The sequence below is a fragment of the Brevibacterium sp. 50QC2O2 genome (genome assembly GCF_024580675.1).
GTDB lineage: Bacteria > Actinomycetota > Actinomycetes > Actinomycetales > Brevibacteriaceae > Brevibacterium > Brevibacterium moorei.
This window is the reverse complement of the sequence record NZ_JANIJZ010000001.1, coordinates 94,151-119,266: the sequence shown is the minus strand read 5'-3', so window position 1 is coordinate 119,266 and position 25,116 is coordinate 94,151. Positions and strand designations below refer to the sequence as shown.

Annotated in this window: 21 protein-coding genes; 7 read left to right on the top strand and 14 right to left on the bottom strand. The window is 68.7% G+C overall.

Going from position 1 to position 25,116, the window contains the following annotated elements:
- Nucleotides 1–7 precede the first annotated feature (7 nt).
- From NQ038_RS00500 to NQ038_RS00490, 3 genes are all read right to left on the bottom strand, one after another.
- A complete protein-coding gene (locus NQ038_RS00500; protein WP_257049208.1) occupies nucleotides 8–634 on the bottom strand; it encodes a peroxidase-related enzyme in 627 nt (208 codons plus the stop codon).
- 26 nt (nucleotides 635–660) lie between these two features.
- Entirely contained in the window at nucleotides 661–1,779 is a 1,119-nt protein-coding gene (locus NQ038_RS00495; RefSeq protein ID WP_257061404.1) for an AI-2E family transporter, read from the bottom strand.
- A 72-nt stretch (nucleotides 1,780–1,851) separates the two neighbouring features.
- Entirely contained in the window at nucleotides 1,852–3,093 is a 1,242-nt protein-coding gene (locus tag NQ038_RS00490; RefSeq protein WP_257049211.1) for an MFS transporter, read from the bottom strand.
- 70 nt (nucleotides 3,094–3,163) lie between these two features.
- On the opposite strand from NQ038_RS00490, the gene NQ038_RS00485 reads away from it, so the two are divergent.
- From NQ038_RS00485 to NQ038_RS00475, 3 genes are read left to right on the top strand one after another with little or no spacing between them, the layout of a single operon-like run.
- Nucleotides 3,164–5,473, top strand: a complete 2,310-nt coding sequence (locus tag NQ038_RS00485; RefSeq protein ID WP_257049213.1) for a M3 family metallopeptidase — start codon at nucleotides 3,164–3,166, stop codon at nucleotides 5,471–5,473.
- Entirely contained in the window at nucleotides 5,473–6,033 is a 561-nt protein-coding gene (locus NQ038_RS00480; protein WP_257049214.1) for a YbaK/EbsC family protein, read from the top strand. The genes NQ038_RS00485 and NQ038_RS00480 overlap by 1 nt, the downstream gene beginning before the upstream one ends.
- Entirely contained in the window at nucleotides 6,020–6,796 is a 777-nt protein-coding gene (locus NQ038_RS00475; protein ID WP_257049216.1) for an SGNH/GDSL hydrolase family protein, read from the top strand. Before NQ038_RS00480 ends, NQ038_RS00475 begins: the two co-directional genes overlap by 14 nt.
- Before the next feature lie 77 nt (nucleotides 6,797–6,873).
- Here the strand turns inward: NQ038_RS00475 and NQ038_RS00470 are convergent, their stop codons facing one another.
- The 3 genes from NQ038_RS00470 to NQ038_RS00460 form a co-directional block, all read right to left on the bottom strand.
- The gene (locus NQ038_RS00470) at nucleotides 6,874–7,581 is read right to left on the bottom strand and encodes a FadR/GntR family transcriptional regulator (protein ID WP_257049217.1); all 708 of its coding nucleotides are present in this window, start codon (nucleotides 7,579–7,581) and stop codon (nucleotides 6,874–6,876) included.
- A 118-nt stretch (nucleotides 7,582–7,699) separates the two neighbouring features.
- Nucleotides 7,700–9,604, bottom strand: coding sequence for an alpha/beta hydrolase-fold protein (locus NQ038_RS00465; protein WP_257061403.1), 1,905 nt, complete (start codon nucleotides 9,602–9,604; stop codon nucleotides 7,700–7,702).
- 10 nt (nucleotides 9,605–9,614) lie between these two features.
- Entirely contained in the window at nucleotides 9,615–11,444 is a 1,830-nt protein-coding gene (locus NQ038_RS00460) for an ABC transporter family substrate-binding protein (protein WP_257061402.1), read from the bottom strand.
- 175 nt (nucleotides 11,445–11,619) lie between these two features.
- Between NQ038_RS00460 and NQ038_RS00455 the strand changes: the two genes are divergently transcribed.
- Both NQ038_RS00455 and gnd read left to right on the top strand, forming a co-directional pair.
- Nucleotides 11,620–12,285, top strand: coding sequence for a gluconokinase (locus tag NQ038_RS00455; RefSeq protein WP_257049220.1), 666 nt, complete (start codon nucleotides 11,620–11,622; stop codon nucleotides 12,283–12,285).
- 4 nt (nucleotides 12,286–12,289) lie between these two features.
- Nucleotides 12,290–13,297, top strand: coding sequence for a phosphogluconate dehydrogenase (NAD(+)-dependent, decarboxylating) (gene gnd / locus NQ038_RS00450; RefSeq protein WP_257061401.1), 1,008 nt, complete (start codon nucleotides 12,290–12,292; stop codon nucleotides 13,295–13,297).
- Between the two features lie 8 nt (nucleotides 13,298–13,305).
- On the opposite strand, the gene NQ038_RS00445 is transcribed toward gnd, so the two are convergent.
- The 5 genes from NQ038_RS00445 to NQ038_RS00425 all read right to left on the bottom strand — a co-directional run bounded on the left by NQ038_RS00445 (nucleotide 13,306) and on the right by NQ038_RS00425 (nucleotide 19,250).
- Nucleotides 13,306–13,893, bottom strand: coding sequence for a hypothetical protein (locus NQ038_RS00445; protein ID WP_257061390.1), 588 nt, complete (start codon nucleotides 13,891–13,893; stop codon nucleotides 13,306–13,308).
- Nucleotides 13,894–14,002: 109 nt separating this feature from the next.
- A complete protein-coding gene (locus NQ038_RS00440; protein WP_257061632.1) occupies nucleotides 14,003–16,288 on the bottom strand; it encodes an iron ABC transporter permease in 2,286 nt (761 codons plus the stop codon).
- Nucleotides 16,288–17,421, bottom strand: coding sequence for an iron-siderophore ABC transporter substrate-binding protein (locus NQ038_RS00435; RefSeq protein WP_257061389.1), 1,134 nt, complete (start codon nucleotides 17,419–17,421; stop codon nucleotides 16,288–16,290). Before NQ038_RS00435 ends, NQ038_RS00440 begins: the two co-directional genes overlap by 1 nt.
- Nucleotides 17,418–18,284 (bottom strand): ABC transporter ATP-binding protein, encoded by an 867-nt coding sequence (locus tag NQ038_RS00430; protein WP_257061388.1) that lies wholly within the window; start codon nucleotides 18,282–18,284, stop codon nucleotides 17,418–17,420. The genes NQ038_RS00435 and NQ038_RS00430 overlap by 4 nt, the downstream gene beginning before the upstream one ends.
- Nucleotides 18,285–18,392: 108 nt before the next feature.
- Nucleotides 18,393–19,250, bottom strand: coding sequence for an AraC family transcriptional regulator (locus NQ038_RS00425; protein ID WP_257061386.1), 858 nt, complete (start codon nucleotides 19,248–19,250; stop codon nucleotides 18,393–18,395).
- A gap of 98 nt (nucleotides 19,251–19,348) precedes the next feature.
- Between NQ038_RS00425 and NQ038_RS00420 the strand changes: the two genes are divergently transcribed.
- The gene (locus NQ038_RS00420; RefSeq protein WP_257061385.1) at nucleotides 19,349–20,179 is read left to right on the top strand and encodes an ABC transporter ATP-binding protein; all 831 of its coding nucleotides are present in this window, start codon (nucleotides 19,349–19,351) and stop codon (nucleotides 20,177–20,179) included.
- 60 nt (nucleotides 20,180–20,239) lie between these two features.
- Nucleotides 20,240–21,085 carry a siderophore-interacting protein gene (locus tag NQ038_RS00415; RefSeq protein WP_257061384.1) on the top strand — a complete coding sequence of 282 codons (846 nt, stop codon included), beginning with the start codon at nucleotides 20,240–20,242 and terminating at the stop codon, nucleotides 21,083–21,085.
- A gap of 92 nt (nucleotides 21,086–21,177) precedes the next feature.
- Here the strand turns inward: NQ038_RS00415 and tgt are convergent, their stop codons facing one another.
- The 3 genes from tgt to NQ038_RS00400 are packed head-to-tail and all read right to left on the bottom strand — an operon-like array spanning nucleotide 21,178 to nucleotide 25,108.
- The gene (gene tgt, locus NQ038_RS00410) at nucleotides 21,178–22,500 is read right to left on the bottom strand and encodes a tRNA guanosine(34) transglycosylase Tgt (protein ID WP_257061383.1); all 1,323 of its coding nucleotides are present in this window, start codon (nucleotides 22,498–22,500) and stop codon (nucleotides 21,178–21,180) included.
- Nucleotides 22,497–23,990 carry an FAD-binding oxidoreductase gene (locus NQ038_RS00405; RefSeq protein WP_257061382.1) on the bottom strand — a complete coding sequence of 498 codons (1,494 nt, stop codon included), beginning with the start codon at nucleotides 23,988–23,990 and terminating at the stop codon, nucleotides 22,497–22,499. The genes tgt and NQ038_RS00405 overlap by 4 nt, the downstream gene beginning before the upstream one ends.
- Complete coding sequence (locus tag NQ038_RS00400) at nucleotides 23,990–25,108, bottom strand: histidinol-phosphate transaminase (protein WP_257061381.1); 1,119 nt, start codon at nucleotides 25,106–25,108, stop codon at nucleotides 23,990–23,992. The genes NQ038_RS00405 and NQ038_RS00400 overlap by 1 nt, the downstream gene beginning before the upstream one ends.
- Nucleotides 25,109–25,116: the final 8 nt, after the last annotated feature.

The window sequence follows — 25,116 nt, the reverse complement described above, 5'->3', positions numbered from 1 at the left end:
CGGCCGGCTACGCCAGGTCCATCATCTGGTCCTTGGGCACGCGCCCCATCACGTAGAACTCGGGGTTCGGCTGAATCCCGCCGACGATCGCCATGCGGTTCGACAGGCCGAAGAAACCGGTGACCGCCGCGATGTCCCAGATGTCCTCGGCGTCCAGGCCCTGTTGAAGCACCGGGACATAGTCGGCCTGGCGCACCAGTTCGGGCGAGCGCGCCAGCTTGACTGCCAAGTCGACGATCGCCTGCTGGCGCGGCGCCAGACCGGCGTGCCGCGGGTTGACCGCGACCTTGTCCGCAATGTGCTTATCGCGCGCATAGATGCGCAGGAAGGCGCCATGGGACACGACGCAGTACAGGCAGCCGTTGGCCGCCGAGGTCGCGGTCACGATGAGCTCGCGGTCCGCCTTGGTCAGGTTGCCGGTCTCCTTGGTCATGAGCGCGTCGTAGTAGTTCACGAAGGCCCAGAACTCCGCCGGGCGCCGGGCCAGGGCGATGAAGACGTTCGGGGTGAAGCCCGCCTTCTCGGTCTGCTGAGCCAGGTACTCGCGGATGTCCTCGGGAATGTCGGCCGGGTCCGGCAATGGGAATTCGACGGGTGGGAACGAAGTGGGTGAGATGTCGTCTTTGGCATTCATGGTCCAACCCTAACGCCTGCCGGCCCCTATCGCGCGGCCTGGTGCGGCACCACCACGCGCCGGATGATGATGAGCAGGCTGGCCGTCACCGGCACCGCCAGCAGGGCGCCCAGCACCCCGGCGATCGTGGCCCCGGCGACCGCCCCGATGATCACCAGGGCACCCGGCACGTTGACGGCCGCGCGCATGATCCGGGGGCTGAACACATAGGACTCGATCTGCATGTAGACCAGATAGTAGATGCCCGCGATGATCGCCATGGTCGGCGATACGAACAGGCACGATACGACGATGACGACGGATGCCGACAGGGTCCCCACCAGCGGGATCATCGAGCCGATGAAGGCGATCAGGGCCAGTAGCGCGGGCAACGGCGCCTGCAGGATGACCAGGAACACCGCGGAGAGGACTCCGTTGATGGCCGCCAGGCTGACCTGGCCCAGCACGTAGCCGCCGACCGAGCGCATGATCTCCTCGGCCACGGATTCCGTCCCGGTGCGCCGGGACGCGGGGACCAGCGCAAACGCCCAGGACTTGATCGTCGGCAGGGTCGCGGAGAAGTAGACGGTCAGGATCAGCACGATGATCACGCCTGTCGTGCCGTTGGCGATCGTCGAGCCGACGCTGACGAGCCCACCGCCCACGCTCACCAGGTTCTGCGGATCGCTGGCCCAGGTGGTGGCGTTGGCGACCATCGTGTCGACGTCCAGCGAACCGCCGAATCTGCTCTCCAGGTCCTTGACCCATTCCTGTTCGGCGATATCGCCGATGATCGTGGGCAGATTGCCGATGAACGCCTGGATCTGCGCGACCAGGGTCGGCACGATCAACAGGAGGACGCCGGTGACCACCAGAAGGAAGGCCACCGCCACGATGACCACTGCAATGGAGCGTTTGATCCCCCGTTTGGCCAGGAAGCGCACGATCGGGTCCAGGCCCAGGGTGATGAAGAAGGCGATGGCCACATAGGTGACGACGGTGGACAGGGTGTCGATGCCCTGCAGCAGCCACCAGCCCATACCCCCGCCGAGCACCAGCAGGAAGCCCACCAGGAAGGCCTGGCCCGGCCGGGCCAGCACCGCGCCCACGAGGTTCTTCGGGCGCGCGGCCGCGGGCAGCGGGGAATCCGACGATTCGTCACTCATGAACCCCAGCATAGGCGGACCCGGCCCGTGCCCGGCTACGGTGGGAAGCAGCCGCGGCGCAGCGGGAAGCGGCTACAGCAGTGAGCGGCTGCGGCGCAACAGAATCGTGATGACCAGGCAGATCACCATGCACGCGCCGATCACCCAGGTCACGCCGGGCCAGGACGCCAGCTCCCAGGCCCGCGGCGTGACATTGCCCGCCAGCGAGGACCCCGCATAGTAGAACAGCATGTACAGCGATGCCGCCTGCGCGGGGACCCCGGCTCCGGCGGCCCCGCGCTGGGCCACCCACGCCGAGGCCAGCGAGTGCACCATGAAGAACCCGGTACTCAACAGCAGCAGGCCCAGGATGATCACCCACAGGGGCCGCATGGCCAGGGCCGCCACGCCCAATAGGGCGACGACCGGTCCGAACACCACGACGGAACGCAGACTGGTCCTATCCGCCAGGCGCCCGGCGAATGCCCCGGCCTGGCCCCCGATCGGATACACCAGGTAGAACAGCCCGACCACGCCCACACTGAGCAGGTACGGCGCCTGTTCCAGCCGGAAGCCGATGACGTTGAAGGTTCCGACGAAGGCGCCCATGCCCAGTGCGCCCAGCAGATACAGGCCGATCAGCACGGGGTCGCGCAGGGCGCGACCGAACTTGGCCACCAGCTCGGCGACGGAATCGCGGTGCGGGGTGAAGCCTCGGGATTCCGGGAGCAGGATCCAGCAGCCGGCGGCGCACAAGGCGGACACCAGAACCGTGGCCGCGAGCGCCAAATGGGATGTGTCGAGCCAGGCCACGTGGCTCACTCCCAGTCGGCCGAGCAGTTCGATGACCCCGGCGGACACCAACCGGCCGGTCAGGCCGCCGATCGTGGTGCCGAAGATGTACTGGCCGGTGGCGGTGGTGGCATAGGAGGGGTGGATCTCCTCGCGCAGGTAGACAGCGGCTGTGCCGGGCAGTCCGGCCAGCACCAGGCCCATGCAGAAGCGCCCGCACAGGAACAGTGGCCAGCTGGGGATGAGGGAAACGACGATGCTGAGCACGACCGCCAGGGCCAGGGACCAGCGAATCAGCCGGACCCGCCCGATCCGCTCGGATACGGGCACCGCCAGGATCAGGCCGATGCCAAGGCCTGCGGTCGCCACGGACACCGACAGGGCGGCCGTAGCGGGGCTGATGCTGTAATCGCGCGCGAAATACGGCAAAATGGCTTGAGTGTTGTAGAGGAGGACGAAGGTCGCGATTCCAGCCATGAGCAGGCCGGCCTCGATTCTCCGTGTTGCGGGTTCTCCCTTGAGGTATCCGGCGAATTCGCTCACACGTCCATGGTAGGCGCCCGCCTCCCGCCCGCAACGGGGGCACCCGGGCGCCGCGATCGAGGAGACAAGAGTGACCGACGATTCCACCCCCGCGCCGGGCCCGGCCGGGGAAGCCACAACCGCGCAGATCCCACAGGTGGAGGAAGCCACGGCCGCTTCCGGGGCTGTGGCCGAGGGTCCAGCCACCGCTGAAGTCGCCGACCCGCTGGCAGCGCTCCCCGGACACCGGCAGGCGCTGCACGACTTCGTGGTGGCCCCGGAGAACCTGACGCTGCCGGACTTCTCCGGCATCGACTCGGCGGCTCTGCTGGAGGTCCTGGAGTTCGTCGAATCCTTCCAGGCCGCCCGCCTCGCCGAACTCCTCGCCGATCCGGCCGCACCCACCTTCATCAACACCACGCTGCGCATCGACGAGGCCACCGCTCCGGCGTTCTGCCTGGCCGCGGTGGCGCGCGTCATCGGCTCGAACATCATGACCGAGGCCATCACCGACGCGGTCAACACCGTGTTCCGTCGGCTCGCCGCCCTGCAGACCGGCCTGCTGTTGGACGCCGACCTCTACGCCAGGCTCGACGAGGTCCCCACGGCCGCGTTGACCCCGGAGGACCGTCGCCACCACGAACTCATGGTCGCCGATTTCGTCCACGCCGGTGCCAAACTCGACCCCGATGCCCGCGCCCGTGTGCGCGACCTGTCCGCGGAGATCACCCGGCTGGAGACGGACTTCGACGTCGAGGTCCTGGCCGAGTCCGATTCCCTGGCCCTGCAGGTGCCGTACGACCGGGCGGCCGCGGCGCTGGCCGGCCTCGACGCGGAGACACTGGCCGGGCTGCGCGAACCGACGGGGGCATCGGCGGGGGATGCAGCCGAAGCCGGCTACACCCTGCCGCTGGTCAACACGACCCAGCAGCCGGCCCTGGAGCACTTGGACGATCCGGCGACCCGCGCCGCGCTGCTGGAGCGCTCCATGTCCCGCGGCGGTCGCGGGGGCGCGCACGATACGCGCACCATCATCGCCGACCTGACCGCCCTGCGGGCCGCGCTGGCCGCCGAACTGGGCTATCGCAGCTTCGCAGACTACTCGATTTCCACACAGGCCGCGGGCTCCCCCGACGCGGCCTCGGCGCTGTTGTCCCGGATGCTCGAACCCGCGCAGGCGCAGGCCGCTGCGGAACTGGACGCGGTACGCTCGGCCTACGGCCTGGACGAACTGGGACCTGCCGATGTCACGCACTATCTGGCGCGCTACAAGCAGGACCATTTCGCACTGGACCCCCGGGAGCTGCGGAGCTACTTCGAGTTCGACCGGGTGTTGGTCGACGGCGCGTTCTATGCCGCCACACAGCTCTACGGGGTCGAATTCGTCCGCACCGAACTGTCCGGCTGGCACCCCGATGTGACCGTCTACGCCGCGGTGGAGGACGGCGCCGTCACCGGGTTGGTCTGTGTCGACCCCTATGCCCGACCGATCAAGGGCGGCGGCGCGTGGATGGACCAGCTGGTCTCCCCCGGCCGCTATCTGGGTCAGGCACCGATCCTGACCCTGTCGACGAACTTCGCCAAACCGGCCGAGGGCGCGCCCCTGCTGCTGAGCGTGGACAACGTCCGCACCGTCTTCCACGAGTTCGGCCATGTGCTCCACGGGCTGTTCTCCGATTCCCTGTACTCGACCAGGTCGGGGACGTCAGTGCCACGCGACTTCGTCGAGTTCCCCTCGCAGTTCAACGAGATGTGGATGTTCCACCCCGCGGTGCTGCCGAACTATGCGGTGGACCATCGGACCGGTCGCAGCCTGCCCCAGGAGACCGTGGAGCGCCTGCACACGGCCGAGCGCTTCGGGCAGGGCTTCTCCACCGTGGAGCTCCTGTCCGCCGCGCTGCTGGACCTGGGCTGGCACTCGCTGCAGGCGGGCGAACAGGTCGACGCCGTACTGTCCTTCGAAGCCGCGGTCCTGGACAGCGCCGGATTCGATTCGCTCATTCCGCCGCGCTACCGCTCCACCTACTTCCGCCACATCTTCTCCGGTGGGTACGCCGCCGGCTACTACGCCTATCTGTGGTCCGAGGTGCTGGCCGCCTACACCCAGGAGTGGTTCACCGCACGCGGTCTGAGCCCCGAGGCCGGCGAGGCCTTCCGCGCTCATATCCTGGCGCCCGGCTACTCCGCTGATCCGAGCGAGTACGTGCGCGAGTTCTTCGGCGAGGACCCGGGCGTGGGTCCGCTGCTGCGCAGCCGCGGCCTGGCTCCGGTCGAGGACGCAGATGCGGATGCTGACGGTGCCGCTGTCGCCGGGACTGGCGGCGGGACCGGGGCCGGACAGGCCGAAGACGCCGCGAGGATGGGAAACCCGGGTGCGGGCCCGGACGAACGGGACTCCTGATGCACGCGCGCAATCGGGCCGTCGAGGCCGACCTGCGCGCGGCTGGCATTGACGCGCGGATCAGGATCTTCTCCGAGCACACTCCATCGGCGCGTGCCGCAGCCGCTGCACTGGGCGTCGAGCTCGGCGCAATAGCCAACAGCCTCGTCTTCATGGCGGTGCCGAACGCGGACGCCTGCGGGCCCGCGGGCGGCGCGCAGCCGATTCCCACCGACGAGGCCGGGCCGACCGACCCGGCGGGCAGCGCCGGCGAGCCGTTCGCGGTGCTGCTCATGACCTCGGGCGCGCACCGGGTCGATACCGGTTATGCGGCGGCCCGGCTGGGGGTCGCGAGGCTCAAGCGGGCCACGCCCGAACAGGTGCGCGCCGCGACCGGCCAGGTGATCGGCGGGGTGTCGCCCTGTGGGCACCCGGCGCCACTGCCGATCTACGTCGACCGGGCACTGCGGGACCATGATGTGCTGTGGGCCGCCGGCGGCACCGCCGATGCGATGTTCCCGCTGAGCTATGCACAGCTGCTCGCCCTGACCGGTGGCGAGGAGATCGATGTCGAGCCCTGATCGGGAAGGCCGCCTGGCTCTGCGGATTGCGGGCTTCGCTGCGGGAGTGGCCGCCGGTTACGGCCTGGACGTGGCCAGGGCCCAACTGCAATCGCGCTTCTACCCCCATTACTGGAACACCCACCCCTATCCCGAGGGACCAGAGCCACGATCCAAGGGGCTCCCGGCACCGGTGACCATGCACGTGGTGGGTGATTCTGCGGCTGCGGGGGTGGGCCCGGGCTTCATCGATCCCCGCAAGGGCTACGTGGGCCTGGTGGAGAAGCGTCTGGAGAATCTGGCGGGCCGGCGCGTGCGCACCTCCAACCTGGCGATCCCGGGGGCCAGTTCGTGGCTGCTCATGGAACATCAGCTGCCGAGGTTCCGCGCACTGCGGGAGCGGGTCGGCCCGGCCGATGTCACCCTGTGCATCATCGGCGCCAATGACATCGCCGGCCGCGAATACACGCTGGACGGTTTCATCTGGACGGCCGAACGGCTCTACGCACAGCTGCCCGCCGGCACCGTGGTCGGGACGATCCCCAGCTTCGGATTCGACCTGGTCAACCGCAGGGTGACCGACGCCAACGCCGTGATCCGGGCCCTGGCAGCCCGGCACGATCTGGAGCTGGCAGATCTGTTCGCCATCACCTCGGCGCTGGATCTACGCAGTTATCTTGCCCGCACGGGCGGCGACTTCTTCCACCCCAATGCGGCCGGCTACCGCCTGTGGACCCACGCGATCTGGCCGGCAGTGCGCCGGGCGTACCTGCGCGAGCCCTGAGTCCAAGCCGCACGCGAACACGTCCTTTCCCCGCGAACACGTCCCTATAGCAGCGTGTTCGTGGGGAAACGACGTGTTCAGGAAGCCGGACCGGCCCCCTGCACCGCACTGTCCGACTCCTCCACGATCGCCAGGGCCGCCCGGAAGGCCGACTGCCCATCGCCCGACTGCACCGCCGCGACGATGTCACCGTGCCAGCGCAGGGCATTGGCATTGGCTATCTGCGGCATCAGGTCGTGATGGGTGCGCCCGGCCAACAGCGCATCGACCACACCGGTCAGGCCGGCGAAGAACTCATTGCCCGAGGCCTGTAGCAGCACCCGGTGGAAATCCATGTCATGGCGCAGATAGTCCTCGGTCCGGGCATCGCGCGCGGTGGCGACCATGCCGACATAGGCGGCGGCCAGTGCCGCGCACTGTTCGCCCGAGGCCCTTTCAGCGGCTCGGCGCGCGGCACTCGGCTCCACCGCCGCGCGCAGTTCGGCCAGGGTCCCCAGCAGTTGGGCGCGCTGCGGACCTGCCAGCCGCCAGCGCAGCACATCGGGGTTGTAGGGGCTCCAGGACTCCTGCGGCTGCACCGTGATGCCCACCCTCTGGCGGCTGGCCACCAGGCCCATGGACTCCAGTACCCGCACGACCTCGCGGATCACCCCGCGCGACACCCCGAACTGGGCTGCAACTGCATCGGTCGACACGATGGCCCCCACCGGGCGCTCACCGGACACGATCTCCTGGCCCCATTGCTCCACCACCGAGGTGTGGAGGTCTCTACCGGTCAGTGCCATAGCCACCCATCGTCGTCATAGCTCAAGGATACGAACTGGGTGGCTATGGACCGAAACCGGCAGGGCCCTCGCCATCGGCGGCGGGTCCGGCCGCGGAGGCCGCAGCGGGTAGGACCCCTTAGAGTCCCGGGGGCTCCAGGATCGACGGATCGTCCACCGAGGCGCCCTGGGTGGTCAACCGGCGGGAGTACACCGTGCCGTCCTGCACGATGAACAGGTCCCGCCGGTCCGCGCCACCGAAGGCCGCCGCGTCGACCCCGTGGTGGACCACCGGCCCGGCCAGGAAGATCGCCACGCGCCCGATAGGTTCGCACACCTGCACTCCGGCGGGCGTTGCGAAGTACGCCCATTCCGCGGTGTCGAAGGTCGCCGAGGCGCTGCCGCCCCAATCGTCATAAGTCTCCAGGCGGAAGAACGGCGCCCCGAACTGCGGCAGCCGCGCCTCGTCGAGCTGGTAGATCCACTGATTGCGGTCCTCGGCATCGGCGATGATGAGCATCGAACCGTCCGCGCCCAGTGCCAGGGCCGAGGCCTCCTTCTGCGGCAGCGCGACCTCGCCGCGCACCGCGCCGGTGTCCAGGTTCACGACCCGCAGCACCGCCGTCACGCTACCCGCGCGCCTGGCTCCGGGGGCGGCGGAACCCGGCGTCATGGCCTCGGTCGAGGTGATGGGCCGGACCGCGTCCGCTGCCACCTCGTCGATCACGGCCAGGTCGCCGCCACCCAGCCAGCAGGCCGCGCGCACGTGCAGATCCGGCAGGATCGTCCGGCCGGCCGGGCCCTCGGCGCCGCTATCTGCAGCAGGGCCGGTGCCGAGGTCCCAGACCGTCAGGCCCCCGCGTGCGGGGTCCGCAGTCACCAGGCGGCCCGCTCCCGCGGCGGCGAGTACCGCGGCGGGTTCCGGAAGCACCCGGGTGCCGGCGGCCTCGGCTGCCTCAGCAGACGCAGCGTTCCCGGCACCGGTGGAGCCGAGCGCGACACGGTACACGCCGTCGTCCAGGCTCGCGTACACGCTGCCGTCGCTCGCCTGGGCCAGACCGGTGGCGCGTCCAGCGGGCAGCCCGGTCATCGGCTGCCAGTCGCGGATGCCGGTGATCGTCTCCCAGACGCTGCCGCGGGTGTCCCAGCCCGCCTGGCCGCGCGCCGGCGGCTCATGCGATTCCAGCGGGGCCGGGTAGTCCCGCCACAGCCAGCGCATCGCATCGGGCCACAGTTCCCCGGCGAGCACCGTGGAGTGGTCGCCTTCGAAGAAGTCGAGTTCCGCATCGTAGCCGGAGAATTTCAACGCCTCGTACATGGTCTGCGCGGCATTGGGCCAGGAGCCCGCGTAGAACGTGCCCCAGGGCTGTGCCGCGGACAGGTGGTCGCCGTCGCCGGCCAGGATCCGCACCCGCAGCGGGCGGGCCTCGGTCTTGCGGACAAGTTCGGCCAGGGTGTCCCCGCCGCGCATCGCGACGAAGGTCGGAACCTGCGGGATGACGCGCCGGAACTGGTCCGGGCGGTGCCAGGCGGCCAGGAAGCAGGCGATGCCGCCGGTCGACGAGCCCATGATCGCGCGATCGTTCGGATCGTTCGACAGCGGAATCTCCGCGTGCACGGCCGGCAGCAGTTCCTCGGCCAGGAAGTTCGCGTACCGAGGCGACAGCGAGTCGTACTCGTACGACCGGTCGTAGCGGCCCAGGTACGTCCCGTCGGTGTGCTTGCCGCTCAGCGTGGGCAGCACGCCCGGGTCGATGAACACCGCCGCCATCCGCGGCACGTCGCCGGCCGCGATGAGCGCGTCGAGGCGCTGGGGCACCAGTTCCTTGTTCCGGATCGAGGTCCCGTCGAGCGCGATGAGCAGGGGCAGCGGGCCGTCGGGCACTCCGTCGGCCCGCGGCGCCGGGCGGTAGATCGCGTACTCGTGCGGAACCCCGGGGAAGTACTTCCCCGGCGCCAGAGTGCGCTCCTCGATCGTGCCCGCAGGGGCGTTCGGGTCGACTCCGCTGGGCAGCTCGCTCGCGTCGGCGGGATTGTTCGTCACTGTCATTCTCCTACTGCATCTTCCAATCGAAGTAGTTCCACAGCATGCCGGGGGCCACCGTGGTGGGCTTGATCCCCGTCAGGCCCTTCTTGTAGCCCACCAGATCGGGGGCCTGGAACAGGGGCAGGCCGTAGGCGTCATCGGCCAGCTGCTTTTCGATCTTGGCCTCGAACTGGCCCTGCTTCGAGGTGTCGAGCGTGCGGTGCAGCTCGCCGAACAGCTTGTCGACCTGCGGATCGCTGTACTTCGTGTAATTGTCCTGACCCGTGGTGATATGGCGGGTCTCCGGCAGGGTGGCGCCGGCATTGTCCGCGCTCCAGCCGAACAGGGCGGCGTCCCAGCGCGAGGAGTCCGACAGGTGCTCGCTGGCCTGCGCATCGGCACCGTCGACGACGTCGAAACCGGCCTTCTCCGCGCTCTCCTTCATGATCTGGAACTGCTGCTCGCGGCGGACATTGCCCTTGGTGTAGAGGATCCTCACCTTGGGCTTGGAGACGCCGGCTTCGGCCAGCAGTTTCTTGGCCGCCTCGGGATCGTTCTTGCTGTACTCTTTGGACAGGCCGTTGGCCGCGACCATCTCATCGTAGCCATCGGATCCGGGGACCTTGAGGTACGAATCGCGGACCACGGCCTTGTCGTTGAGCGGCTTGATGATGTCATCGACGATCTTCTGCCGCGGAACCGTCTTGAGGAAGGCCTGGCGGACCTTGAGCGCCTTGGCCTTGTCGCCGCCGTAGGTCTTCGGATCGAAGGGCCCGCCATTGGCGAAGGCCAGGTCGATGTGCTCGAAGACGGGGCTGTCGCCGTTTTGCATTTCGACCCCGTCGAGCGCCTCGATCGACTTGCGGATATCGGCGGTCGCCGTCGGGTTGATGAGATCGACCTCGCCGTTCTGCAGGGCCTGGACCGCAGCGGTCGGGTCCTGGTTGAAGCGGAAGGTCACGGTCTTGAACGCGGGCTTGCGCTCGCCCTCGTAGTCATCGCGGCGGGTCAGGGTGAGGAACTGGCCCTCCTGGAACTCCGTCATCTTGTACGGGCCGGTGCCCACCAGCAGATCCGGATCGTCCGGCATCTTGGTCATGTCGAATCCGGTGTTCCAGGTGTTCGCCAGCTTGGCCAGAGCGGTCTTGTCGTCGTCCTTGAAGGCCTTGAGCACTGCGGCGTTGGCCTTGGCCGGGTCGTCGATCCCCAGGGCCTTCTTCGCCACGATGTGGGCGGGCAGGCCGGAGTCCATCTGGGTCAGATTGAACTGCCAGTCGGCGAAGGGCTCCGCGTATTCGAAGGTCAGCGTCTTGTCGTCATCGGCGATCTCCGGGAACTTCTTGATGACCGCCAGGCTGGGCTCGCCGGCGTTGAAGACGACGTTCTCGCCCTTCTGCGCTTTGACCGCACCGGTCTTGTCCGCGACCTTGTCCGCGTCCTTGGTGTTGAAGTTACCGCTGCGCGCACCCCAGGCCAGGACCAGGTCCGCCGCCGAATAGGGCGTGCCATCGGACCACTTGGCCGTGTCCGCGATCGAGTACTTGACCTTCAGGGGGCTGTCGGAGACCTTCTCCACCGTGCCGAAGGACTTGTTCGGCTGCACCTTGAGGTCCGAGTCCGTGTAGCTGAAGGTGTCGTCCATGAAGTACTTGATCGTACCGTTGGCCGAGTTGCTGTTGCCCGTGGTCGAGTTCAGGTTCGACGAGTAGAACGCCGCGCTCTGCATGATCTTGATCTCGCCGTCATCGCCACTGCCGCCGGAGGCCGCTTCGCCTCCACCGTTGTTGGGCGTGCAGGCGGACAGCAGTAACGCCGATGTCACTGCGGCCGCGCCCAGGGCCAAGAAGTGCTTCTTCACTTCTCCCACCTCTCCTGCATATGATTACTTATGCATGGATCTCTAAATAGTATGAGTATTGTCACCATACTCTATGAATAGGCAGATGGACAGGGCATAGTCAGAATGCGATACACCGACAGCCCGGCTCAGCAGCCCCCTCCCCAACTCAGCCCAGCAAAGGACGGAAACGGACGTGAACGGAACTGAAATGGTCCCCGGCGACCCGGCCGGGACCTCGGTGCCGGCGACTGCGTCCGAAACGGACCAGGCCCCGGACGCCACCACCCCGCCCATCCTCGTGGTGATGGGCGTCTCCGGCAGCGGCAAGAGCACCCTGGCCACCCGCCTGGCCACGGCCCTGGGCTGGGACCTGGCCGAGGGCGATGACCTGCACCCGCAGGCCAATATCGACAAGATGGCGCTGGGTCACCCGCTCACCGACGCCGACCGTGCGCCCTGGCTGGACCTGATCGCCGCCTGGATCGCAGAGCACACAGCTGCCGGCCGACCCGGAATCGTCGCCTGTTCCGCCCTCAAGCGCCGCTACCGCGACAGGCTGCGCGCACCTGGCGTCATCTTCGTCCACCCGCACGGACCGCGGGCCACCGTGCACGAACGCATGCACCGGCGCCGCGACCACTTCATGCCCGAGTCCCTGCTGGACTCCCAGTACGCGGACTTAGAACAGTTGGCCGCCGATGAATCCGGCATCGTCGTGGACCTGGCACTGTCCCCGGATGCCCAGGCAGCCGAGGTCTTGGCCCGCTTGGGCCTGGCGGCCGCCGGTCACAGCGCGCCGGACGAACCGGCTTCCGCCCCCACAGCATCGTCATCGTCGTTCTCCGCTCGGAAGGAATAGAGATATGCATCTTGGAATGATCGGACTGGGCCGCATGGGCGCCAATATCGTGCGGCGCGTGATGCGCGCCGGCCACACCTGTGTGGTCAGCGATGTGAACCCGGACGCCGTCGCGGAACTGGCAGGTGAGGGAGCACAACCGGCGGCGGACCTCGGCGACCTCATCGCGCAACTGCCCAGCCCGCGCGTCGTCTGGCTGATGGTGCCGGCCTCGCTGACCGATGCGCTGGTCGACCAGGTCGCAGCGTTGCTGGAGCCCGGCGACATCCTGATCGACGGGGGCAACTCGAACTACCGCGACGACGTCGTGCGCGCCGGCCGCCTGGCCGAATCCGGCATCGAGTACATGGACATCGGCACCTCAGGCGGAGTGTTCGGCCTGGACCGCGGCTACTGCCTGATGGTCGGCGGATCGGATCGCGCATTCGACACGATCGAGCCCCTGCTGTCCACCATCTCGCCGGGCACCGGCGACATCCCCCGCACACCAGGGCGCGAGGGCGAGCGGGCCCCGGAGGAACAGGGCTATCTGCACTGTGGCAAGGCCGGCGCCGGGCACTTCGTGAAGATGGTGCACAACGGGATCGAGTACGGGATGATGGCCGCCTTCGCCGAGGGCCTGAACCTCTTGGAGAACGCGGATGCGGGCCTGCGCACAGCGGAGGACTCCGCCGAGGTCGCGCCCCTGGCCGATCCGCACTTCTACGAGTTCGACATCGACACCGCCAAGGTCACCGAACTGTGGCGCCGTGGCTCCGTCGTGTCCTCCTGGCTGCTGGACCTGACCGCAGCAGCCCTGCAGGAGAACCCCACGCTGGATGGCCTGGCCGGGCGGGTGTCCGATTCCGGCGAGGGACGCTGGACCGTGCAGGCCGCAGTGAACACGGGTGTGCCGGTGCCGGTCCTGTCCGCCGCGCTGTTCGAACGCTTCGCATCGCGCGGTCAGGACCACTTCGCGAACCAGACCCTGTCGGCCATGCGCCAGCAGTTCGGCGGCCACCGCGAGCGCTGAGCCCGCGCTCAGCGACCGGCGGACACTGGCCTGAGTCTGCCGGTCTGGACGCAGAAGACGATGAACAGCACCAGGCCCAGCAGCGCCGCGCAGAACCCCAGGATCACCGCGCCGCCGATCAGCAGGCCCTCCACCAGGGTCTGTCCTATGGTGATGGGCTCGCCCACCTTGTAGGTCCCGGCCCCGTCACAGCGCACGATATAGGTGCCGTCCGCGGGGGCCTCGTAGGTGGCCGAGCCGTACCACCGGGTGCCGGAGTCGTCGTCATAGCTGTACGAGGAGTCGACTCGGGCGAACGGGGAGAGCTTCTGCTCCCTGGTATCGACCACCTCGCACTCATCCGCGTCCGTCCGTTCGTCCGCATATACGGAGAACCGGTCGCCGGACTCCAGCCGCAGTTCGATCGTCTCCGTGAACTCCTGATCCGTCTGTTTTCCCAGGACTCCGAATCCGGGGGTCAGCACCACCATGACCACCGCTACGATGACGCCGATGATGCACAGGCCCACGCCCGACCCCAGCAGCCACAGCGCCGCCTTGCCAAGCGGTGTCCAGGGCTTCTTCTGCGGCCGCTGTGGATATCCTCCGTACATCATGGGCCTCAGACTAACAGTGACCTCCGACACAACACGTCGTTCCCCCGTGAACACGCTGCTATAGGGACGTGTTCACGGGGGAACGACGTGTTTGGGCGACGGACCTCTGCTACCCGCGCATCCGGCGCATCAGGTGGACGAAGTAGGGCGCGCCCACCAGTGCGATCATCAGGCCGGCCGGCAGCTGGGAGGGGGCTATGAGCGTGCGCCCCAGGGTGTCGGCGACCAGCACCAGCAGACCGCCCAGCAGCATGGACACCGGAATGATCCTCCCATGCCTGGCGCCCACCAGACTGCGCGCCAAATGCGGGGCGACCAGTCCGACGAAGCCCACCGTGCCCACCGCCACCACGGCCACCCCGGCCAGCACCGCGGCGATCGCCAGCAGGGTCAGGCGGGTCGCCTGGGGACGGATCCCCAGGATCCGGGGCGTGTCCTCGTCGACCGACATGAGGTCCAAGTCCCGCCGCAGCCCGGCCAGCAGCGGTATCGCCAGCACCAGCACAATGGCCACCGGCCAGACATCGGCCAGGGTCCGACCATAGGTCGTGCCCGACAGCCAGGTCATGATCCGCGGGGTCTGCCAGGGGTCGTTGCTCAGCAGTAGATAGGTCGTCAGGGCGCTGAGCGCATAGCCCGTGCCGATGCCCACCAGCACGAAGCGGTCGGGCAGTAGTCCACCGCGCCAGGCCAGCAGGGTGATCAACGCGAAGGTGGCAAGACCGGCCAGTACCGCCATGAGGACCATCGCGCCCTGTCCCCCGCCCAGGAATCCGGTGGTGACGACGAAGACCGCACCCAATCCGGCGCCGGCCGTGATGCCCAGCAGTCCGGGCTCGGCCAGCGGATTGCGCACGGTCCCCTGGACCACCGTGCCGGACAGGCCCAGGGCGGCACCGGCCAACACGGCGGCGGCGATCCGGGCGGCGCGGTCGTCGAGCGCATAGTCGATGAGCCCGGGTGCGCGGCCCTGGATCCACAGGGAGACATCGCCCAGCTTCAGCCACAGGCTGCCGGCCAGCAGGGCGATGAGCACGCAGGCCACCAGCAGCACCGCTGCGACGATCACCGCGGCGGTGAAGACCCGGCGGGCCCGTGCGGGACCCGAGCGGGCGGCAGAGGCCCGTCCCCTCCCCCACAGGCGCGCGCCCGGGCGAGCGCCACCGCGCATGGAGCGGCTGCCACTGCGCGCGGGGCGGCCGGCCGGGGCGGCCTCGGCGGAGGAACCCGCGGCCGAGGCGTCGCGCATCCGCAGCGCCAGGACCACGATGACGATCCCGCCCAGCAGCGAGGTGGGGATGCCGGTGGGGATCGAGGTCGCGCCCTCGGCGCCCAGGATCCCGCGCAGCACGGCATCGGCCAGCAGGATCACCAGCGAGCCCAGCAGTCCGGCGGCGGGAATGAGGAAGATGTGCCGGTTCAGCGCCCGGATCTTGACCGCCAGCAGGCGTGCCAGCACGGGCGCGCCCAGACCCACGAAGGCGATCGGCCCGGCCAGGGTGACGGACACGGCTGCCAGCAACACCGCGGCCAGGATCGCCACGATCCGGGTGGAGCGCACCGGCACGCCCAGGCCCGCCGCGCTGTCCTCGCCCAGGCCCAGCACATCGAGTCGGCGGGCGAACAGCAGCGCCACCACGAGCACCACGACGATCAGCGGGACCGCGCGCAGCGAGGCGTCGATGTTGAGCTGGCCCAGGGAACCCGAACCCCAGGCGAACAGGCCGGTGGTGTTCTCCTTGAACAGGATGAGCAGCATCGCGGTGCCCGCGTCCAAGGCCATGGCGATCGCGGAGCCGGCCAGGATCAGCCGGGTGGTCCCCGTGCCCGAGGTCCGGCCCGTGATCCCGAGGACCAGCGCGGCGGCCAGCAGACCGCCGACGAAGGCAACCCCCGAGGAGGCCAGCAGCGGCACCGTGATAACGAAGGCCGCGACCAGGGTCAGAACGAAATAGGCCCCGGCGGTCACCGCCAGGGTGTCGGGGCTGGCCAGCTGGTTGCGGGTGATCGACTGCAGCAGGCAGCCGGCCACACCCAGGGCGAAGCCGACCAGGACGCCCGCGGCCAGGCGCGGCAGCCGGGACCCGGAGAAGATCTCGTCTGCGCCCACGCCACCCACCTCGACGCGCGCGCCGAACAGCCCGCGCACCAGGTCCACGGCGCCCAGGCCCGAGGTCCCCTGCGTCAGGTGCCACAGTCCGGTGGCCGCTACGGCCACGGCCAGGACCACCAGCAGGACGATCCCGCCGGCGGCCCTGGCCGCGCCGACCCGCTCGGGGGCCCCGCCCTGTTCCGGGGCGATCCCCCGTGCCGGTGCCTCGGCCTGTGCAGCGCCGCCCTCCCGGTCGGTAGCGGCCCTTTCCGGACCGGCCGGCCGGGCCCCATTGCGCTGCATCACTTGGAGGCGGCTCCGGATGCCGAATCGGAGGCGGAGTCAGAGGCCGAATCGGCGCCCGCGCCGGCCGCGTTGTCCTGGATGACCTTGACGAAGGCGTCGATGGCCTGTTCGCCGGACTTCGGACCGCCGGCGCCCCAGACGCCGGCTGGGAAGGCGTAGGCGCGGTTGTCCTTGACAGCCGGCAGGTTCTTCCAGATCTTGCTCTTCTTTAGATCGGTCACGTAATTGTCGGCCTGGCCGTCGTCGCCGTAGAACAGGTTGGCGCTGCCCACGGCGGTCAGGCCCTCGATATCGGTCTGCGCCAGGCCATAGGCGGGATCCACGCCGCCGGAGCCGTAGCCCTTGTTGACCTCGTCGGTCCAGGCCCCCTTCATGCCCAGCTGTTCGCCCAGCTCGGTGAACAGCGCGCCCTTGCCGTAGGGGCGCACCACCACATTGCCGCCCTCCTTCCAGCCGTCGAAGAACACGAAGTCCTTCACCGGCATATCGACCTTGGCGACCTTCTCCTTGGCCGTGGCCAGGTGGGAGTCGAAGTCCGAGAGCACGGCGTCGGCGCGCTCGGTCCGGCCGGTGGCCTCGGCGACCTGCTTGAAGACCTTGCGCATATTGTCCAGCTGGCCGTTCTTCGCGTCGGCGCCCACCGTCGCCAGGACCGGCACATCGCGCTCCTCGAGCTTCTTCAGGATCTTGTCGTCCTTGGAGTACGCCTCGACGATGATGAGGTCGGGGTTGGTCCCGTAGATTGCGTCCAGGTCCGGTTCGCCGCGCTCGCCCACATCCTTGGTGGAATCCGGCAGCTTCTCCGCGCTGACGTAGGTCGTGTAGTCCTTGGTGCTGGCCGCGCCCACGGGGTTCACGCACAGGCTCAGCAGGTCCTCGGTCTGCTGCCATTCGAGGACCGCGACCCGGCTGGCCGGCTTGTCCAGCTTGACCTGGCGGCCCAGCATATCCGTCATATCGACCGGGTCGGTCGAGGTCTGGGTCTTGTCGTCGGCGCAGTTGGCCGAGGCGGGGCTCGCCGAGGCATCTGCGCCGGCGTCCACATCGGTGGTGCCGCAGGCGCTCAGCAGCAGGGCGGTCGCGCCCAGTGCCGCCAGGGCGAGGCCGTGGCGGGTCTGAATTCTTCTCATCGTGTGTTTCCTTCTGACTGGTGGTGTTCGGTTACGCGCAGGTCGTGCCGGCTCACCGGATCGATGCGCAGGTGTCCGGTGGATTCGTCCAGGTGTACGTCGACCCGCAAGTCGTAGGCGGTGCTGATATTGGTCGCAGTGAGTACGTCGAGGGCGGGGCCGGCCGCCAGAATCCGGCCGGCGTGCAGCAGGACCACATCGTCGGCGACGCGCGCGGCGTGGTCCAGGTCGTGCAGGACCACTCCAACGGCGACCCCGTAGTCCTCGGCCAGATCGCGGATCAGGTCGAGGGTCTCCGTCTGATAGCGCAGGTCCAGGTGATTCGTCGGTTCGTCGAGCAGCACGATGCCGGTCTCCTGGGCCAGGCAGCAGGCCAGCCAGACGCGTTGCAGCTCCCCGCCGGAGAGCTCCCCGGCTGAGCGCTCCGCCATCGCGGAGACCCCGGTGATGTCCAGGGCGCGGTCCACCGCTGCGTGGTCGGCGGGACTCAGCCCGGCGAAGCGCTTGCGGTAGGGGTGGCGGCCGAACTCCACGACCTCGCGCACGGACAGTCCGGACGGGGCCGAGCGGGTCTGGGCGAACAGCGTGACCTCGCGGGCGAACTCGCGTGGGCTCATGCTCAGCGCATCGCGCTCGCCGGAGCCGATGCTCACACCTCCGGATTCCGGGGAGTGCAGGCGCGCCAGGGTGCGCAGCAGCGTCGACTTGCCCGAACCATTCGGACCCACCAGGGCGGTGACCCGGCCGGGGACCAATTCGATGGAGACACCGTGGACCACCTCGGTGCGGCCGAAGCCCAGGACCAGGTCGTGACCCGCCAAGCGCTGCGGAGTCCGCGCGTCCAAGGGTTCGAGTGCAGTCATGTATCGCCTATCGCTGGTGAGGTAAGCCGTGCCTAGGCAAGTGTAAGAAGATCGCGCTATGTCCGCAATCATGATGCCTAGACATTCGATACGGAGTTTCGGACAGAGTCAGCGGCCGGTGGCGTAGGCCCCCGGAGTCGTCCCCAGCACCCGTTTGAACGAGGCGATGAAGGTACTGGGCTGTGCGTAGCCCAGGCGCTCGGCGACCTCCTGGACTTCCAGACCCGCTGCGATCAACTCCAGGGCCCGGTGCACCCGCAGGGTCTGGCGCCATTGCACGAAGGACAGACCGGTGGCCTGCCGGAACGCACGGGTCACTGTGCGTTCACTCACATCGAGTGAGACCGCCCAGTCCGACAGACTTCGGTCATTGGCGGGATCGGCCAGCAGGGCCGCGACGATCGGTGCCACGCGCCGGCCACGCGGCACCTGCAAGGAGATCTGCCGGGTGGCCGGCGCCAGCACATCGAAGACCACCGCCTCGGCCCGCAGCCGGGGACCTGACTCCAGGTCGGGATCCTCCAGGTGCGTCAGCAGGGACTCCAGAACCGGCGTCATCTGGATCCCGGTGGGTTCGGCGAAGACCACCGGGGACCGCTCGGTGTCGAAATAGGCATCGCACAGTTCGGTGTGCGCAGTCATCCGGCCCGAATGCACAGTGCCAGCGGGGATCCACAGACCCTGTCCCTCCGGCACGGTCAACACCCGATCGGCCAGGCGGACCGTCATGGTGCCCCCACGCACCCACACCAGTTCGTGCAGCGCGTGTGCATGCGGTTCGAATTCCAGTGGCACCGGGGCCAGCGCCTGCTCGGCGAAGATCGCGAAGGGCGCTGCGATGGCTTCGGGGGAATCGACCTCCTCGAGCACGAAGGTCCTGCGCTCGCGCCGCCAAGCCCCGCGGCCGGGCTGCGCCTGCGCATCGGCCCGGGCTGCGGGCGCTGAGGGCACGGTCGGCTGGGGCATGGCCCTCAGTCTAGCCAGATGGCCCGAAACCGGAGGGATGACCCGGTACACGGGGGCATTCCCCCGGTTTCGGGTCATCTGGAGTAACGTGCACTCCGATGACTGTCACAACACCCACGCCCGAAGACATCCGCACGACCACTCCCGTTCTGGACCTGCAGCAGGTGACGTTCCGCCGCGGTCAGACACACATCCTGCACGGCATCGACTGGACCGTCCGCCCGGGCGAGCACTGGGCACTGCTGGGCCCCAACGGTGCGGGCAAATCCACCATCATGGGCTTCGCCGGCGCGCAGACGCATCCCAGCTCCGGCACCGTGGACGTGCTGGGCAATCGCCTGGGCCGCGTCGACATGCAGACCCTGCGCCGGGACATCGGGCACGTGAATCCGCGCCACCCTGTGCGCAGCGCGCTGACGATCACGCAGGTCGTGCTGACCGGACTGACCGGCACGGTGGAACTGCCCCCGCGCTTCACCCCCACCGCCGAGCAGGTGGACTCCGCCCGCGCGCTCGCGCAGGAATTCGGACTGGGCGCACGCCTCGACGCGCCCTGGCCGGTGCTCAGCCAGGGCGAGCGCGGCAAGGCGCTCATCGCCAGGGCGATCCTGGCCGACCCGCAGCTGCTACTGCTCGACGAACCGACCACCGGCTTGGACGTCGCGGCGCGCGAACAGTTCCTCGAGGCGGTGGACGAGCTGACCGAACGCCGCCCGGAACTGACCACGGTGCTGGTGACCCACCACCTGGAGGAGCTGCCGGAGACGACCACCCATGCGCTGGTGATCAGCCACGGCGCGGTCCTCGCCCAGGGTGCGGTGGACGAGGTCATCACCGATGAGATCATCACGCGCGCCTTCGAATACCCGATCGCGGTGACCCGCACACAGGGCCGCTGGTCGGCTCGGGCCGTACGCCACAGGGCCTGAGCCTTCCCATATACCGACAAGGTTATGTTTCCCTTAAAGGGAACCGCTAATATGGGGTATATGACCCGCTCCCTCGACGGAATCCCGGACGATCCGCAATTGTTCCGTGGCACGGTCGCCTATACGACGCGCCTCTCACCGACCTTCCAGCGCGTTACGGTCCGCTCCACCGAAATGCTCGACTTCCACTGGCTCGGCCTCGACCATTGGTTCCGCCTGTTCATCCCCAGGACGGGCCAGGGCCCCGAGGCCTTCGAGCTCCCCGGCATCCACGGCCGCGACTGGTGGAAGAAGCTGCAGAAGTTCCCCGCGGACGAATACCCCTATATCAGCAATTACACGGTCGCGGACTTCCGCATCGTCGAATCTCCGGCCGCCCCCGGCACTCCGGCCGAGCGGTACGCGGAGATGGACATCGACGTGGTCCTCCACCCCGATGAGCGCGGGGATTTCTCCGCCCCGGTCTCGGCCTGGGCGACCAGCTGCATTGCCGGCACCCCCATCGCCATCCTGGACCAGGGCCTATTGTTCCTGCCGCCGGAGGACACGGAGGAATACGTCATCGCCGTCGACGACACCGGCCTGCCCGCGGCACGGCAGATCGTCGCCGACCTGCCCGAATCGGCCCGCGGCAGAATACTGGTCGAGGTGGCCCACGCCGCTGACATCGAATCCTGGGAGCGCCCGGCGGGCCTGTCGCTGACCTGGCTGCCGCGCGACGATCACATGATCCGTCCCGGCTCCCTGGCGCTGGCCGAAATGCAGAAGATCGACGCCGTCGGCCCGGGCGCCTACGGCTTCGTGGTGGGCGAATCGAAGCTGGCCACCGGGGGCCGCCGCGCCCTGGTGGCCGCAGGCCTGGGCAAGGACCGGATCACCTTCTCCGGTTTCTGGCGCCTGGACTGAAATCGGTCACCCCGCGTTTTGTACTTCTGCTCCCTTGGCACCGCTGAGATCAGGGGTGCCAAGGGAGCAGAAGTAGAAGACGCAGAAGGGGCCTAGGCGTAGTAGCGGCCCAGGACCTCGGCCTCGAGTTCCGCGAAGCGGTCGGGACCGTCCTCGATCGCCTGCCGCATGGAATCGACCAGGCGCACCGTCCAGCGCTCATTGTGGATCGTGCACAGGGTGGAGAACAGCATCTCCTTGGCCTTGTACAGATGCCGCAAATAGGCCCGCGAATAGTTCTGGCAGGTATAGCAGTCGCATTCGGGGTCGATCGGGCCGAAGTCCCGCTTGTGCTTGGCAGCGGAGATGTTGAACCGGCCGTCATTGGTGTACAGCGCGGCATTGCGGGCCACGCGTGAGGGCGAGACGCAGTCGAAGGTGTCCGCACCGGTCTTGACCGCCTCGAACAGATCATCCGGCTCCGAAATACCCAGCAGATGTCGGGGTTTGTCCTCCGGCAGCTCCTCGCACACCCAGCGGATGATCGTGCCCAGGTTCTCCTTCTCCAGGGCCCCGCCGATCCCGAAGCCGTCGAAGTCCATGGCGCCCAGGTCCCGCGCGGCCTTGCGCCGCAGGTCCTCGTACTGCGCACCCTGCAGCACCCCGAACAGCGCCTGATACGGCCGGTGGCTGCGTTCGGCGGTGAGCCGCTGGTGTTCGGCCACGCAGCGGACGGCCCACTTGCGCGTGCGCTCCAGTGACTCCTCCTGATAGCCGCGCGTATTGACCAGGGTGGTCAATTCGTCGAAGGCGAACATGATGTCGGCGCCCAGCCTGTGCTGGATGCCCATGGAGACCTCGGGGCTGAACCGGTGGCGGCTGCCGTCCAGATGGCTCTTGAACCACACGCCGTCGTCGTCGACGAAGCTGTGGCGCTCCTTGCCGGCGGCCACCGCGTCGTCGTTCTGCTCCCCCGTCGCCTCCATCGAGATGACCTTCTTGAAACCCGCGCCCAGGCTCATCACCTGGAAGCCGCCGGAATCCGTGTACGTGGGGCCGTGCCAGTTCATGAACCGGCCCAGGCCGCCGGCCTCGTCGACGATGTCCGGGCCCGGCTCCAGGTACAGGTGGTAGGCGTTCGACAACACCGCCTGCGCACCGAGGTCCTCGATCTCATCGGGGCGGACGGCCTTGACGCTGGCCTTCGTGCCCACCGGGATGAAGGCGGGGGTGCGGATATCGCCGTGCGGCGTGTGGATCACGCCGGTGCGCCCACCGGTGGGCAGGGTGGCGCCCACCTCGAAACCGAACCTCGCGCGGTCGTTGACGGGGGCCTCGGCGGCCGAGGCCGCTGCCGGCACTGTGCCGGCGGCACCTGCCAGGGTGGCCGGTCCCGCTAGGGTCCCCGCCGCAGTGGTGGGCGCGTCCGTGCTCATGCATCCTCCGAGATCTTCACGGGCTCGTTGACGAAGGGGTAGAGCATCTTGCCGGGGTTCATGATGCCCAGCGGATCCAGGCCGTGCTTGATGACGGCGTGGATGTGCTTGGTCGCCGGGTCCAGTTCCTCGCCCAGCCACTTGGCCTTGAGGTAGCCCACGCCGTGCTCGCCGGTGACGGTGCCGCCCAGGTCCAGGCCCAGCTGCATGATCGCGGCGAACAGTTCGCGCGCATGTTCGGTCGAGGTCGCGTCCGAGGCGTCGAACAGCACCGTGGGGTGCATGTTCCCGTCGCCCACGTGGGCGCAGGTGGTGACCTCGGCATCGGTGAAGCGGGCGTCGAGTTCGAGCAGGGCGGCGAAGAACTCCCGCATCTTCCCGCGCGGAATGCACACATCGTCGACCAGTGAACCACCGCCGTGGTTGTTCACGTACTTCTCCGTGGCCGGCGACACTGCGCGGCGGGCGGCCACCAGCATGTCGGAGTCGGCCGGGTCGTCGGAGTACATGACGTCCAGCGCGCCATTGGCCTTGGCGACCTCTTCCAGGCGGGCCAGTTCGTCCTTGGCGCGCTCCAGCGAGCCGTCACCGTCGGACTGCACCAACAGCATCCCGGCGATCCCGTCCGGCAGGCCGAAGTCCTGGTAGTCGTTGACCATCGCGACGGTCTTGCCGTCCATGAACTCCATCAGGTTCGGCTTGTTGCCGGCGGCCAGGAAGTCCGTGACGGTGCCGACGGCGGCGACCTGGTCATCGAAGAGCACCATGGCCGTCAGGGGCGCCGGCAGCAGCGGCACCAGGTCCAGGGTGATCTCCACGACCACGCCCAGCGTGCCCTCGGCGCCGATGAACAGCTGGGACAGCTCCAGGCCCGCGACGTCCTTCTTCGTGTGCCGGCCCACCGTGGTCAGCGTGCCGTCGGCCAGGACCACCTTGAGGCTGCGCACGTACTGGCGGGTCACGCCGTACTTCACGCAGCACATGCCGCCGGCGTTGGTGGAGACGTTGCCGCCGATCGTGGAGATCGCGACCGAGCCCGGGTCCGGCGGGTAGGCCAGGCCGTGCGGGGCCAGCTGATCCTTCAGGTCCTTGTTGATGATGCCCGGCTGGACCGTGCACGTCGATTCCACGGGGTTGACGTCGAGCAGCCGGTCCATTTTGTGCAGGCTCAGCAACAGGCTGCCGTCCACGGCATTGGCGGCGCCGGCCAGGCCGGTGCGCGCCCCCTGCGGGACGATCGGGATGCGGTTGGCCGCGGCGAAGCGCACGGTGGCCTGGACGTCCTCGATGGTCTCCGCGCGGACCAGGCCGCGGGCCGTGCCGAAGGGGCAGAACATGGCGTGGTCGATGGAATACGAGGCCACGACGTCGGCATCGGTGACCAGGGCGTGCTCACTGCTCAGGGCCGCGCGCAGCGGGCCCAGGTCGACGGGGGTGGTCGCGGGGGTCAGGCCCTGCTGTTCCGGCTGCGTCAGATCTACCAATTCCATCAGGCAATACCTCCATCGGTGGCGGCCGGGGCGCCCGGCGCGGTCCGGTACTTCGATTCCAGGCCCGAGGCGACCTCGACCACCCGGTCCATTGCGGCTTCGGGGCCCACGGAGATGCGCACTCCATCGTGCAGATTGCGCACGGCCAGGCCCGCGGCCTTGAACGCGGCCTCAATCCGGTCGGAGTCCTCGTGCACGGGCAGCCAGACGAAGTTGCCCTGGGCGCTGGGCACCGGCCAGCCCTGTTGGCGGAGGCGGTCGACCAGGCCGTCGCGCAGTGCTGCGACTTCCTTGGCACGGACCTCGACCTCGCCCTGAGCCGCCAGCGAGGCGGATGCCGCTGCCTGGGCGACGGCGGAGACGGAGAACGGCGGGATCGCCTTGTGCAGTTCGTGGATGATCTCCGGGGCAGCGAGCGCATAGCCGATGCGCAGCCCGGCCAGGCCGTGGGCTTTGGAGAAGGTGCGCAGCACGACCAGGTTCTTGTGCGCGGGCAGGGTGGCGGGGCCGGCGGCCGTCTGCGGGTCGTTGGCGAATTCGATGTAGGCCTCGTCGAGGACGACCAGCAGGTCATCGGGCACGGCGGCCAGCAGGCGGTCGAGTTCGTCCTGGTGCAGGGTGGGACCGGTGGGGTTGTTGGGGCTGCACAGCACCAGCAGGCGGGTGTCCTCGTCCACTGCGGCGGCGAGCGCATCGACGTCCTGGCGGTAGTCGGCGGTCAGAGGGACCGGACGGGCCTGCGTGCCGGAGAGGGCGGCGAGCTGCGCATACGATTCGAAGGACGGCCAGGGGAAGACGACATTGTGGTCTTCGTCGGCGGCCAGGCGGAACACGGCGGTGAGGATCTCCGAAGCTCCGGCGCCGAAGATGACGGAGTCGGTGGAGACGCCGAAGTGCGCTGCGGTCTGTTCCGTCAGTGCGGTGACCCCCGGGTCGGGATAGTTGGCGGGGAGGACGGCGGCGTCCACCATGGCCTGGGCGACCTGCGGCAGCGGCGGCAGGTGGCTTTCATTGCTCGACAGCTTGTAGGTCTGCACGCCCGGAGTGGGGGCGGCGGGCTTGCCGGGAACATATGCGGGGGTGTTTTCCAGCGCTGAGCGCAGTCGGACTTGACTCATTCCTCCAT